This is a genomic window from Tateyamaria rhodophyticola, assembly GCF_047777875.1.
Classification (GTDB): Bacteria; Pseudomonadota; Alphaproteobacteria; order Rhodobacterales; family Rhodobacteraceae; genus Tateyamaria.
This window is the reverse complement of record NZ_CP180519.1, coordinates 125,365-138,251: the sequence shown is the minus strand read 5'-3', so window position 1 is coordinate 138,251 and position 12,887 is coordinate 125,365. Positions and strand designations below refer to the sequence as shown.

The 12,887-nt window shown below is 63.7% G+C and carries 11 protein-coding genes; 6 read left to right on the top strand and 5 right to left on the bottom strand.

All coding sequences use genetic code 11. The features are described from left to right. Positions 1-33: 33 nt before the first annotated feature. The 6 genes from ACERHN_RS01975 to murD all read left to right on the top strand — a co-directional run bounded on the left by ACERHN_RS01975 (position 34) and on the right by murD (position 7,011). Positions 34-1,509, top strand: a complete 1,476-nt coding sequence (locus ACERHN_RS01975) for a UDP-N-acetylmuramoyl-L-alanyl-D-glutamate--2,6-diaminopimelate ligase (protein ID WP_415920970.1) — start codon at positions 34-36, stop codon at positions 1,507-1,509. Continuing rightward, positions 1,506-2,954, top strand: coding sequence for a UDP-N-acetylmuramoyl-tripeptide--D-alanyl-D-alanine ligase (locus tag ACERHN_RS01970; protein ID WP_415920969.1), 1,449 nt, complete (start codon positions 1,506-1,508; stop codon positions 2,952-2,954). Before ACERHN_RS01975 ends, ACERHN_RS01970 begins: the two co-directional genes overlap by 4 nt. 12 nt (positions 2,955-2,966) lie before the next feature. Further along, positions 2,967-4,049, top strand: coding sequence for a phospho-N-acetylmuramoyl-pentapeptide-transferase (gene mraY, locus ACERHN_RS01965; protein WP_415920968.1), 1,083 nt, complete (start codon positions 2,967-2,969; stop codon positions 4,047-4,049). Positions 4,050-4,066: 17 nt separating this feature from the next. Beyond that, positions 4,067-4,762: an FkbM family methyltransferase gene (locus ACERHN_RS01960; RefSeq protein WP_415920967.1), complete on the top strand. Its 696-nt coding sequence runs from the start codon at positions 4,067-4,069 to the stop codon at positions 4,760-4,762. 100 nt (positions 4,763-4,862) lie between these two features. Next, entirely contained in the window at positions 4,863-5,516 is a 654-nt protein-coding gene (locus ACERHN_RS01955; RefSeq protein WP_415920966.1) for an SDR family NAD(P)-dependent oxidoreductase, read from the top strand. Positions 5,517-5,616: 100 nt separating this feature from the next. Beyond that, on the top strand, positions 5,617-7,011 hold the full coding sequence (gene murD / locus ACERHN_RS01950; RefSeq protein WP_415920965.1) for a UDP-N-acetylmuramoyl-L-alanine--D-glutamate ligase: 1,395 nt from the start codon (positions 5,617-5,619) through the stop codon (positions 7,009-7,011). Here the strand turns inward: murD and ACERHN_RS01945 are convergent. From ACERHN_RS01945 to cobS, 5 genes are all read right to left on the bottom strand, one after another. After that, positions 7,008-7,352, bottom strand: coding sequence for a DUF427 domain-containing protein (locus ACERHN_RS01945; protein WP_415920964.1), 345 nt, complete (start codon positions 7,350-7,352; stop codon positions 7,008-7,010). The genes murD and ACERHN_RS01945 overlap by 4 nt on opposite strands. A gap of 82 nt (positions 7,353-7,434) precedes the next feature. Beyond that, the gene (locus ACERHN_RS01940) at positions 7,435-9,225 is read right to left on the bottom strand and encodes an aminopeptidase P family protein (RefSeq protein ID WP_415920963.1); all 1,791 of its coding nucleotides are present in this window, start codon (positions 9,223-9,225) and stop codon (positions 7,435-7,437) included. A gap of 46 nt (positions 9,226-9,271) precedes the next feature. After that, the gene (cobT, locus tag ACERHN_RS01935; RefSeq protein WP_415920962.1) at positions 9,272-11,149 is read right to left on the bottom strand and encodes a cobaltochelatase subunit CobT; all 1,878 of its coding nucleotides are present in this window, start codon (positions 11,147-11,149) and stop codon (positions 9,272-9,274) included. A 111-nt stretch (positions 11,150-11,260) separates the two neighbouring features. Next, positions 11,261-11,773 carry a hypothetical protein gene (locus tag ACERHN_RS01930; protein WP_415920961.1) on the bottom strand — a complete coding sequence of 171 codons (513 nt, stop codon included), beginning with the start codon at positions 11,771-11,773 and terminating at the stop codon, positions 11,261-11,263. Continuing rightward, entirely contained in the window at positions 11,770-12,756 is a 987-nt protein-coding gene (gene cobS, locus ACERHN_RS01925; RefSeq protein ID WP_415920960.1) for a cobaltochelatase subunit CobS, read from the bottom strand. Before cobS ends, ACERHN_RS01930 begins: the two co-directional genes overlap by 4 nt. Between the last annotated feature and the right edge of the window lie 131 nt (positions 12,757-12,887).

The following is a 12,887-nucleotide window of genomic DNA, read 5'->3' as shown; positions in this document are numbered from 1 at the left end:
CGCACGCGGGCACCCGAGCCAAAAAGGCCGAATATGGGTGAGCAGCCAAGACCTCTTTCCGCGCTCGGGCTGACCGCGCGCGGCGGGCACAATCCTCAGATCACCGGGATCGCGGTGGACAGCCGCGAGGTCAGGGACGGGTTTCTCTTTGCCGCCATGCCGGGCAGCCGGATGCACGGCGCGGAGTTTGTCGAATTTGCCGTGCGCATGGGCGCATCCGCCGTTCTGACCGATGCGGCAGGCGCAGAGATTGCGGCACCACATCTGGACGGGGTCGCGCTTGTCATCACCGACGCGCCACGAGAGGCGCTGTCGCGCACCGCCGCACTTTGGTTCGGTGGGCAGCCGGATGTGATGGTGGCCGTCACCGGCACCAACGGCAAGACCTCCGTCAGTACATTCGTGCGCCAGATCTGGCTGGAGATGGGGCTTGAGGCGGTCAATCTGGGCACCACCGGGGTTGAGGGCGCGTGGTCCGCGCCATTGGCCCACACCACGCCTGAACCCATCACGCTGCACCGCACGCTCGCCGCCGCACGGGCCGAGGGCATCACCCATGCCGCCATGGAAGCGTCGAGCCATGGGCTCGACCAACGCCGTCTGGATGGCGTGTCGCTCACCGCGGCTGGGTTCACGAATTTTACCCAGGATCATCTGGATTATCACGAGACGTTCGAGGCCTATTTCGACGCCAAGGCGGGCCTTTTTGCCCGCGTCCTGCCCGAGGACGGCACGGCGGTGATCAACATCGACGATGCACGCGGCGTTGATATGGCGGCCATCGCCACCGCACGGGGGCAAAATGTCATGACCGTGGGCCGCGACGGGGGGGATCTGACCCTTGCTGGACAGCGGTTCGATGCGTCCGGCCAGGAGGTGCGGTTTGAATATGCGGGCAAGGCCTATGCCATGCGCCTGCCGCTGATTGGCGGGTTCCAGGCGGACAATGTGATGCTGGCCTGTGGTCTCGTGATTGCCTGCGGGGCGGAGCCTGCGCGCGTGTTCGAGACGTTGCCGCATCTGGGCACCGTGCGCGGGCGCATGCAGCTGGCGGCGACGCGCGACAACGGCGCGACGGTGTTTGTGGATTACGCCCATACGCCCGACGCGGTGGCCACTGCGCTCAAGGCGATGCGCCCGCATGTTCTGGGCAAGCTGGTGACCGTTGTGGGCGCAGGCGGCGACCGCGATGCGGGCAAACGCCCGCTGATGGGGGCGGCTGCGGCGGCTCATGCGGATGTGGTGTTCGTCACCGACGACAACCCGCGCAGCGAGGACCCCGCATTGATCCGCGCGGCCGTGATGGAAGGCTGCCCCGAGGCGACAGAAGTCGGTGACCGGGCCGAAGCCATCCTGCGCGCCGTGGATACGCTGGAGCCGGGCGATGCGCTTTTGATCGCGGGCAAGGGGCATGAGACGGGGCAGATCGTCGGCGACGACGTGCTGCCCTTTGACGATGTCGAACAGGCCAGCGTGGCCGTCGCCGCGCTGGAGGGGAAGATCACATGACACTTTGGACGGGGTCCGATGCCGCAGCCGCAACCGGCGGCACCACCACGACCGACTGGCAGGCCACGGGCGTGTCCATCGACACGCGCACCTTGCAAGAGGGCGATCTGTTTGTGGCCCTCAAGGCCGCGCGGGACGGGCATGATTTCGTAGCACAAGCGTTGGCGCAGGGGGCGGCGGCCGCACTTGTCACCCACGTGCCGGACGGCGTCGCAACGGACGCACCGCTTCTGATTGTGGACGACGTCCTTGCCGCGCTCGAAGACCTGGGCCGTGCCGCCCGCGCCCGTACGGACGCGCGTGTGGTCGCGATCACCGGATCGGTGGGCAAGACCTCCACCAAGGAGATGATGCGCGCCATGCTGTCCGATCAGGGGCGCACGCATGCATCCGTGGCCAGCTACAACAATCACTGGGGCGTGCCGCTGACGCTGGCGCGGATGCCAGCGGACACCGAATATGCGGTGATCGAGATCGGCATGAACCACCCCGGAGAGATTGCGCCACTGGCCCGCATGGCCCGCCCGCATGTCGCGATGATCACGACCGTCGCCGCCGCCCATCTCGAAGCGTTCGAGAATATCGAAGGTATCGCGGTGGAGAAAGCATCGATCCTCGACGGATTGGAACATGGCGGCACGGCTGTGCTCAACAATGACTGTTCTACCGCCGCGATCCTTCAGGCCAAGGCGCATGACGTCAAACGCCGTGATCTTGGGTTCGGGGAGAACGGGTTTGATTTCAAGCTGTTGGACGCCACAGTTCAAGGCGACACAACCATCGTCCGGGCCGAGGCGCATGAGGCGCCGCTGCTGTTCAAAGTGCGGGCCGCGGGACGGCATTTTGCGATGAACGGTCTGGGCGCATTGGCCGCCGTCGAGGCGCTTGGCGCGGATCTGGCCATTGCGGCGCAATCGCTGGGCCGCTGGTCGCCCTATCAGGGGCGCGGCGCGCGCGAGGTGATCTACCTCGATCCGGTCGAGACGCACATGACGCTCGAGCTGATCGACGACAGCTACAACGCCAATCCGACCTCCATGACCGCAGCGCTCGACGTGCTGGCCGGGGCCGAAGTGACCCATGATATTGGCCGCGTCAGCAGGGGGCGCAGGATCGCTTTTATCGGGGATATGAAGGAGTTGGGGGATCAAGCGCAAGTGATGCACGAAGACATTGCAGCGCTCGATGCCATGCAGAAGATTGACGTGGTCCACTGTATCGGTCCGCTGATGCGCCACCTGTACGAAGCGCTGCCGGAGCCGCAGCGCGGCCTTTGGGCAGAGACGTCCGAAGCCCTGATCCGAGAGGTGCCCCGCCGTTTGGACAGCGGGGACGTGGTGCTTGTCAAAGGGTCGCTGAGCATGAAACTGGCCCTGATCGTTGACGCGATACGCAAAATGGGCCATCCGGTGAATACAGGCGAAGACACACAACATAATGCGTAAGGCGAGGCGAGTATGCTCTATTGGTTGACGGAACTTTCCGATGGGGGGGATTTTTTCAACCTCTTCCGCTATATCACGTTCCGGGCCGGTGGCGCGTTTCTGACGGCGCTTGTGTTTGGCTTCCTGTTTGGCCGTCCCCTGATCGCCGTGCTGCGCAAGCGTCAGGGCAAGGGGCAGCCGATCCGTGATGATGGCCCCGAAGGCCATTTTGCCAAAGCGGGCACGCCGACAATGGGCGGTTTGCTGATTGTGGGTGCGCTCACCACGTCGACCATTCTGTGGGCCCGGCTCGACAACCCGTTTGTGTGGATTGTCCTCGGTGTCACGCTCAGCTTTGCTTTGATCGGCTTTGCTGATGATTACGCCAAGGTGTCCAAACAGACGACCGCCGGCGTGCCGGGCAAGGTGCGGCTTCTGCTGGGGTTTCTGATTGCCGGGGTGGCCGCCTATTTCGCCGCCCTGAACCACCCCGAAGCGTTGCAAAACCAGCTTGCGGTGCCGGTGCTCAAGGACGTGCTGATCAACCTCGGTCTCCTGTTCATCCCCTTTTCGATCATCGTGATCGTGGGGGCGGCCAACGCCGTGAACTTGACGGATGGTCTAGACGGGCTGGCGATCATGCCGGTGATGATTGCGGGCGGCACGCTCGGCATCATCGCCTATGCGGTGGGGCGGGTCGATTTCACCGAATATCTGGATGTGCATTACGTGCCGGGCACAGGCGAATTGCTGGTCTTTACCGCGGCCCTCTTTGGCGGTGGCCTCGGGTTCCTGTGGTACAACGCGCCGCCCGCCGCCGTTTTCATGGGCGATACCGGATCGCTGGCACTGGGCGGGGCATTGGGTGCGATTGCGGTGGCCACGAAACACGAACTGGTGCTGGCCATCGTGGGTGGCCTCTTCGTGGTCGAGGCGCTGTCCGTGATCATCCAGGTCCTCTATTTCAAACGCACAGGCAAGCGTGTGTTCCTGATGGCGCCGATCCACCACCACTATGAGAAAAAGGGCTGGGCCGAGCCGCAGATCGTGATCCGCTTCTGGATCATCTCGCTGATCCTCGCGATGATTGGCCTTGCCACGCTCAAGGTGCGCTGACCGGGTGAGACACGCATATGATTGAACGCACCACCAAAACGGGCCTTAAACGGCTGATGCGCGCGGGCCTTGATGTGGGCATGCGCCGCAAGGTCCACCGCGAGATGCGCGGGTCGTTTTGTTCGGGCATCGTGATGGGCCTTCGCGCGGGGCTCGGCGCAGGGGATATCTGCGTCGACCTCGGTGCGAACGTTGGTGAGATTACCGAACCGCTGGCCACAACGGGTGCGACGGTACACGCGTTCGAACCCGATCCCGACACGTTTCAGACGCTGAAAGGGGCCTGCGGCGGGTTTGACAACGTGGTGCTGCATCAAAAGGCCGTCGCGGCAGAGGCGGGGAGCATGTCGCTCTTCCGAAGTACGGTTCTGGAACGGGATGCACGCAAAGGGTCCACAGGCTCCACATTGATTGCATCAAATGCCGTGGCGGATGCCGAAAACACCGTGACCGTTGACGTGATCGACGGTCTTGCCTTCCTCGAAAACCTGCTCGACGCACACGGGCGCATCGCCTTTCTCAAGATGGATATCGAAGGCGCAGAACTGGACCTGATGGAACGGCTGCTCGACACGGACATGCTGACCCGTATCGGCCTGACAGTGGTCGAAACCCATCGCTGGCTGATGGAAGGGCAATCGAAACGGTATGAGGCGATTGAGCGGATCGCGGACGAGCGGCCGGAGCTGAACCTCTTCGCCTATTGGACCTGAACGTAGCTGACGCGCGCGCATGGCTCAGGGGCTTACCCACTTGCAGGACACCCCGTTTCGTGGAAACTGCGCCGGACGCACGCAGTAACAAGGGCAGACCATGCGCGCATTGGTGACAGGTGGAAACCGTGGCATTGGCTATGCCATCGCGCAGGGTCTCATGGCCCGCGATGTGGACGTGGTCATCGGGGTGCGCGATCCGGAGAACGGTCAGCGCGCGGCACGGGAACTGGGGTGCGGCGCGGTCCATCTCGATCTTGAAAATGCCGATACCTTTGCGCCTGCCATCTCCGCGGCCGGTGACATCGACATCCTGATCAACAACGCAGGCATCCTGATCGAAGACAGTATGATCCACAATCCGGATGGCCTGCGCCGATCGATGCAGGTGATGTTTCACGCCCCGTTCGAGCTGATCCTGCTGTGCCTGCCGCACATGACGGCACAGGGGCAGGGGCGGATCGTCAACCTCAGTTCGGGCTGGGGCGCTTATGACGAAGGTCTGGAAGGGCCGGGGGGCTACGGTGTGGCCAAGGCGGCGCTGAATGCGCTGTCCCATGCGCTGCCGCGCGACCTGCCGGACGGGGTGAGCATCAATGCCATGTGCCCCGGTTGGGTCCACACACGGATGGGCGGGCAGGCGGCTCCGCGGACGCCCGAGCAGTGGGCCGACACCGCCATCTGGCTCGCGCTTGATGCGCCTGCCGGGCTCACCGGTAAATTCTTCCGTGACAGAACGGAAAAGGCATGGTGAGCATGTGTCCTTTGGCCAAAACCAAGACGGGCGGGCACGGCTTACGCGCCGATGGTCCGAGCATCCGTGGCGGCGCGCGGGCCATCATGGCGGGTGATCCATGATCCCGGTGCGTGGCCTCAAGGGCGCTCGCGTCGCCGTTCTGGGTCTGGGCCGCTCGGGTCTTGCAGCCGCGCGCGCGCTGGCTGCGGGCGGTGCAGAACCGGTGTGCTGGGACGACAATCCGGAGGCGCGCGACACGGCGGCGGCCGAAGGGTTTGCCTGTACCGACCTCAAGGTGCAGGGCGCATTTGACGGTATTGCCCGGTTGATCGTGTCGCCGGGCATCCCGCATCTTTATCCTGCGCCGAACCCGGTGGTGGCGGCGGCGCTGGCCGCGGGCGTGCCGGTCGACAACGACATCGGCCTGTTCTTTCAATCGCTGGGGGACGCGGATTGGGCGCGTTATGATACGCCGCCACGGGTGATCACCGTCACCGGGTCGAACGGGAAATCCACCACCTGCGCGCTCATCCACCACATCATGGAATGCGCGGGCCGCGACAGCCAGCTGGCCGGCAATATCGGGCGCGGTGTGCTGGATATCGACCCGCCCGGAGATGGCGGCATCGTGGTGCTGGAACTCTCCAGCTACCAGACCGATCTGGCCCGCAGCCTCACGCCAGACGTGGCCGTGTTCACGAACCTCACCCCCGATCATCTGGACCGGCATGCGGGCATGGGCGGCTATTTCGCGGCCAAGCGCAGGCTCTTTGCCGAAGGCGGTCCGGACCGCGCCGTCATCGGCGTGGACGAGGCTGAGGGGCTGTTTCTTGCGGGGCAATTGGCGGAAGCGCCGGGGGATGACCGCGTGATCCGCGTCTCTGCCGCGGGCAAGCTGACGGGGCCGGGTTGGTCCGTCTTTGCCCGCAAGGGGTTTCTGGCCGAACACCGCAAGGGCCGACAGGTTGCGTCCATCGACCTGCGCGCCGTGCCGGGCCTGCCCGGAGCACATAACCACCAGAATGCCTGCGCCGCCTATGCCGCCGCCCGCGCGGTCGGTGTGGCGCCACGGGTCATCGAAGACGCCTTTGCGACCTTTGCAGGCCTGCCGCACCGATCCCAACGGATCGCCGAAGCGGCAGGCGTGATCTATGTCAATGACAGCAAGGCCACCAATGTCGACAGCGCCGCCAAAGCCTTGGCCGCGTTCAAGAATATCCGCTGGATCTGTGGCGGGTTGCAAAAGGAAGGCGGGCTGGACGCTCTCAACGCCGCCGCCGGGGCGGTCAAGAAAGCCTATGTGATCGGGCGCGAGGCCGCGCAGTTCGCGATGCAGCTTGAGGTGGACACGCAGGTCTGTGGCACGATGGATGCGGCCGTTGCCGCCGCCATGGCGGATGCAGAGCCGGGGGACGTCATCCTGCTGGCCCCCGCCGCAGCGAGTTTCGATCAATATGACAGCTTTGAGATGCGCGGCGCGGATTTCACCGCCGCCGTCACCGCACGGCTCTAGATCTTTTCGACCGTGATCCCGTCCCCGGTGTAGAAGGCAAGGTGATCCTTGATCCGTGCCACGCCCTCCTTCGGCGCTTCATAGCTCCAGACCGCATCGGCAAGCGTTGCCGACTTCGTCACCACGGAGAAGTAGCTGGCATCGCCCTTGTGCGGGCAATGTGTCGTCTTTTCGGTCCGGTCCAGAAACGCCATGGCGATGTCGTCACGCGGGAAATAGATCACCGGAGGATAGCTGCCTTCGCTGAGTTCCAGTGCAGCAGTGCTTTCGCCCAGAACGGCCCCCCCGGCGCGGACGGTCCATGTGCCGGGCGCGGTGCGGATCGTGATGTGTTCGGCCATGGCTCGGGTCCTTTCGAAATGCTGCGACACTATAGAGCGCCGGTTGTAACAGAGGTGTGAGGCGCGCGGAACCGGCAAACGGTCACAGCGGCGCACAGGCCTCCCGCAGCCACGCGCGGGCGGTGTCCGAGACCCGTGGCCCGATCCGCTCCAGCACATCGGCGTGATAGGCATCGAGCCATGCCCGGGACGGCGCATCCAGCAGGTCCGGGGCGATCAGCCGTCGGTCGATGGGCGCAAAGGTCAGCGTGCGCCAGCACAGCATCTCGCGATGCGCGTCACCGCCGGGCAGCGGCTCGGCCAGCTCGGCGACAATCAGGTTCTCGATCCGGATGCCAAAGGCCCCTTCGCGGTAGTACCCAGGTTCATTCGACAGGATCATGCCCGGCTCCAGGGGCACAGTGCTCACCCGGCTCAGGCGTTGTGGCCCCTCGTGCACCGACAGATACGCGCCGACGCCGTGCCCCAGGCCGTGATCAAAATCCTGATGCGCATACCACAGGGGCGCGCGGCCAATGGCTTCGATGTCGCGCCCGGCAAGCCCTTTGGGCCAGCGCAGGCGCGACATGCCGATCATGCCCGCCAACACGCGGGTAAAGGCCGTGCGCGCCGCGTCAGGCGGGGTGCCGATGGGAACCGTGCGGGTGATGTCGGTGGTCCCGTCAAGGTATTGCCCGCCACTGTCCAGCACCAGCAAGTGCCCGTCTTCCAGTGTGGCATCCGTCTCTTCTGTCACGCGGTAATGCATGATGGCACCGTTCGGCCCGGTGCCTGAAATCGTCTCAAAGCTGATGTCTTGCAGCGCATTGTCGCGCCGTCGCGCCTGTTCCAGCTGCGTCACCACCTGCGTCTCGCGCAGCGTGCCGGGGGCCTGCGCGTCCAGCCACGCGAGCAGTTCGACCACCGCCGCTCCGTCGCGCAGATGCGCCTCGGCAGAGCCCGCGATCTCGGCTGCGTTCTTGCACGCCTTGGGCAGGGCACAGGGGTCATCGCCCCATTGCACCTGATCGCCCACGGTGTCTGTCACAACGCATGGCACACTGGATTTGTCGAGCCGCACGGTGCCTTGCAGCGCGCCAACCGCATCCAAAAACCGGTCCGGCGCGTGGCAGGTCACGGTATCCCCCAGATGCGCCCGCACTGTCTCGAGCTTGGCGGGATCAATGAACAGATCCACCGCGCCCGACCCGTGCAGAATGGCAAACCCTTGCACCACCGGATTGCGCGGGATGTCAGCGCCCCGGATGTTCAAAAGCCAGCACATGCTGTCGGGCAAGGTGATCACCGCCGCATCCGCCCCGTCTTCGGTCAGGGCCTTGCCCAAACGCGTGCATTTTTCGCCATGCGCCTCACCGGCAAACTCAAGCGGGTGGACCTTGGCGGGTGCTGCCGCCGGACCGGGCTGATCCGGCCAACAGCGGTCCACAAGGTTGTCGCACGGCGCGAGCACCACACCGGTGCCCGACAGCAGCTTTTGTGCCGCCTCAATCTGGCCGGGCGTGTGCAGCCACGGGTCAAATCCGACACGTCCACCCTGCGGCAATTGCGCCTTCAGCCATGCGCCCATCGACGTCTCGGGCCACGGCACGGGGGTATACACATCCGCCACCTGCGCCTTGACCTGCGTTCGGTAGCGTCCGTCGATAAACACCCCGGCCACATCGTCCAGAACTACGCAAAACCCGGCGGACCCGGTAAACCCCGTCAACCATGCCAACCGCTCATCGCGGGCCGACACGTATTCGCCCTGATGCGCATCCGCACGGGGCACGATGAACCCGTCCAACCCTTCGGCCCGGATCACATCGCGCAGCGCCGCCAACCGGGGCGGCCCCTGTTCAGGCCGGGCGGTGACTTCGAATGTCTGAAACATGATCCACCTTCATCTCGCAAAATAAACTCGCCCCGCAGGGCCGGGCTCAACTGGCGCGCTTCATGCCCATGATGCGCGCCCGGGCCCGCGGGTCACTGTCAAACAGCGCCGCCAGCTGTTCGGTCATCGCACCGGCCAGCTGCTCTACATCCGTGATCGTGACGGCGCGGTCATAATACCGCGTCACATCATGGCCAATCCCGATCGCCAGCAGCTCGACCGCACGCTTGCGCTCGACCATGGCGATCACATCGCGCAGGTGCTTTTCAAGATAGTTCGCCGGGTTCACCGACAGGGTGCTGTCATCTACCGGGGCACCGTCGGAAATTACCATCAGGATCTTGCGCGCCTCGGGTCGTGCCACCATCCGGCGGTGCGCCCATTCCAGCGCCTCGCCGTCGATATTTTCCTTGAGCAGACCTTCCTTCATCATCAGGCCCAGATTGGGCCTTGTCCGCCGCCACGGCGCATCTGCCGATTTGTAGATGATATGGCGCAGGTCGTTCAGGCGACCGGGCTGTGTCGGGCGGCTGTCGTTCAGCCACGCTTCACGGGCCAGCCCGCCTTTCCACGCGCGGGTGGTAAAGCCCAGGATCTCCACCTTGACGTTGCACCGCTCCAGCGTGCGGGCCAGCACGTCAGCACAGATCGCCGCAATCGAAATCGGGCGGCCTCGCATCGACCCGGAATTGTCCAAGAGCAGCGTCACGCAGGTGTCGCGGAATTCGGTGTCCTTCTCGACCTTGAAGGACAGGGGCGTGGTGGGATTGGCGACAACCCGTGCCAGACGGCCGGCATCCAGCATCCCTTCCTCGCGGTCAAATTCCCAGGAGCGGTTCTGTTGCGCCTGCAGGCGGCGCTGCAGCTTGTTGGCCAGACGGCTCACCGCACCCTTGAGCGGTTCGAGTTGCTGGTCGAGATAGGCGCGCAAACGCTCCAGCTCGACCGGTTCGGCCAGATCTTCGGCCGAAATCTCTTCGTCATGGGTGTCGAGATAGACCTTGTAGTCGGGATCGGCCTCCGACACCGGTTGCGGGGCAGGGGGTTCCAGCGGGGCTTCGCCCTCGGGCATCTCTGCCTCGTCACCCAGCTCCTGATCGGCCATGTCGTCCATGGAGACCTGCGCCTGGCTTGCGTCCTGCTGCTCTTCCTGACTGCTTTCGGGCGTGCCTTCGGCGTTTTCCTCGTCCTGATCGTCCTGACCGGTGCTGTCGGGCTCCTGTTCCTCTTCGGTGCCTTCCTCGGCGCTGTCTTCCTGTTCGTCGTCCAGCTGATCCGGGTCGTCGCCCAGCTGATCGCCATAGCCGAGGTCGGTGATCACGCGCCGGGCAAAGCGGGCAAAGGCCGCCTGGTCATCCAGGATCTCGTTCAGATCGTCGAGCGTGCCGCCCGCCTGATCCTCGATGAACCCGCGCCACAGCTCCATGGCGTTTTGCGCACCGGCAGGCAGGTCGCGCCCGGTGGCCAGATGGCGCACGAGGTAGCCCGCCGCCGCCGAAAGCGGCACGTCACTGGCCTGCTTGCATTGGTCATAGCCACGGCGCATCGCGTCATTGGCAATCTTGGCGTCGATGTTGCCTGCGGTGCCCGGCATGTCACGTGCGCCCATCGCCTCGCAGCGGGCGGTTTCCATCGCCTCATAGAGATCGCGCGCCATATCGCCCTGCGGCGCATAGCGGGCGTGCGTCTGGCCGTTGTGATAGCGCCGGTTCAGCGCCAGCGCATCCGCCGTGCCGCGCGCCAGCAGTACCTCCTCGCGGGTCATGCGGCGCGACACCTGCGGCAGACGCATCGCATCCCCCGACAGCCCAGCCGGGTCCACGGAATAGGACACGTTCAACTCAGGATCATTGGCCATGACTTTGGTCGCCTCGGCCAGCGCCTTTTTGAACGGATCTGCGGGGTTGTCGTTTTGCTGTGCCATTGTCGGCCTTGTTTTCAGTTTACGCACGCCAGTATTGAAACGCTGTGCTGGCCTGCATTCTAGTTCCTAGTTTTCAAGCGTAACGCTCCGAGGTCCATTGATAAAGAAATGCTACGCAATCAGTCCGTTGCAAAATGCAAGATCGCTTTTGATAAACTCCGGATACCTTATCTGTTCAGTCTGCTTGGCATTGCTGAACTGAAGCACTCTCGCATACGCTTCTCGGTAGCCTGCCGCATCCGACCTGACGCGCCTCTCTCGGCCGGCTTCCGCAAACCCAGTTGGATGAAACTGTGGGCTCATAGCGAGGTCGGCAAACTGCTTTGATCGGTTCGGACCGTCTCTAAGTTTTTCCACGGACGCGGCTTGAGTATCCGCTTTTTGTGCAGCGCGGATCACCTGGCGCAATTGCAATTCGGTTTCTATTTGGCTTAAGCCCGTGCATCTGGTGAGTTGCTCGTACTTGTTTGCAGTTCCATTAGCGGCTTCAGATAGCAGTGATTGCGCCACCACTTTTTCTGCAGGTCGCGATGTAGATGGGGCCGGGCTATCGCAGGCAGAGACGAGTGTTAGAAAACACAATACGCTCAAACCCTTTTTGCCAGTACTGAGCAATGTGCTCACCCCAAACTCACGCTCGCCGCACTCTCCGGCAGTTCCTCGTCGAACAGACGCTGATAGAACTCGGCCACCGTCTGACGCTCCAGCTCGTCGCATTTGTTCAGGAACGACAGGCGGAAGGCATAGCCCACGTTGCGGAAAATTTCTGCATTCTGGGCCCATGCAATAACGGTCCGGGGGGACATCACCGTGCTGAGGTCACCGTTCATGAACGCCGTCCGGGTCAGGTCGGCCACGGTCACCATCTGCTTGATGGTCTTGCGGCCCTCGGCCGTGTTGTAATGCGGGTTCTTGGCCAGCACGATGGCGGTCTCTGCGTCGATGCTGAGGTAATTCAGCGTCGCCACAAGGCTCCAGCGGTCCATCTGGCCCTGGTTGATCTGCTGTGTGCCGTGGTAGAGGCCGGTCGTGTCGCCCAGACCCACCGTATTCGACGTGGCAAAGATGCGGAAATACGGGTGCGGGTTGATCACTTGGTTCTGGTCCAGCAACGTCAGCTTGCCGTCCACTTCCAGAACCCGCTGGATCACGAACATCACGTCCGCGCGGCCCGCATCGTATTCGTCGAACACAATCGCAGTTGGATTGCGCAAGGCCCAGGGGAGGATCCCTTCCTGGAAATCAGTGACTTGCTTGCCGTCCTTGAGCTTGATCGCGTCCTTGCCGATCAGGTCGATCCGGCTGATGTGACTGTCGAGGTTCACACGCACGGCGGGCCAGTTCAGGCGCGCGGCGACCTGTTCGATATGGGTCGATTTGCCCGTCCCGTGATAGCCCTGGATCATCACGCGGCGGTTGTGTGAAAAGCCTGCAAGGATCGCCAGTGTCGTGTCGGGATCAAACTTGTAGGTGCTGTCGAGATCCGGCACACGGTCGGTGCGGTCGGCAAAGCCTTTGACGACCATATCCGTGTCGATGCCAAACACTTCGCGGACCGAGATTTCCTCGGTTGGTTTTGCATCAATGTCCATCGCGCCGTCCGCCATCTCAAATCGTCCTTCAGCATAGAAAACGCGCCTGTCACGGGCGCGCGGTTCGTCGTGCAACATAACGCGGCAAAGGGCAAGGGGAAGGGGCGATGCGACAGGCCACTTTCTGCACGTTCCGCGCGCAGCTT

Coding starts and splice junctions, on each gene's coding strand:
- ACERHN_RS01955 (WP_415920966.1), top strand. CDS start 4,863: ATGCGCGCATTGGTGACAGGTGGAAACCGTGGCATTGGCTATGCCATC.
- ACERHN_RS01940 (WP_415920963.1), bottom strand. CDS start 9,225: ATGTTTCAGACATTCGAAGTCACCGCCCGGCCTGAACAGGGGCCGCCC.
- mraY (WP_415920968.1), top strand. CDS start 2,967: ATGCTCTATTGGTTGACGGAACTTTCCGATGGGGGGGATTTTTTCAAC.
- murD (WP_415920965.1), top strand. CDS start 5,617: ATGATCCCGGTGCGTGGCCTCAAGGGCGCTCGCGTCGCCGTTCTGGGT.
- cobT (WP_415920962.1), bottom strand. CDS start 11,149: ATGGCACAGCAAAACGACAACCCCGCAGATCCGTTCAAAAAGGCGCTG.
- ACERHN_RS01960 (WP_415920967.1), top strand. CDS start 4,067: ATGATTGAACGCACCACCAAAACGGGCCTTAAACGGCTGATGCGCGCG.
- ACERHN_RS01975 (WP_415920970.1), top strand. CDS start 34: ATGGGTGAGCAGCCAAGACCTCTTTCCGCGCTCGGGCTGACCGCGCGC.
- ACERHN_RS01970 (WP_415920969.1), top strand. CDS start 1,506: ATGACACTTTGGACGGGGTCCGATGCCGCAGCCGCAACCGGCGGCACC.
- cobS (WP_415920960.1), bottom strand. CDS start 12,756: ATGGCGGACGGCGCGATGGACATTGATGCAAAACCAACCGAGGAAATC.
- ACERHN_RS01945 (WP_415920964.1), bottom strand. CDS start 7,352: ATGGCCGAACACATCACGATCCGCACCGCGCCCGGCACATGGACCGTC.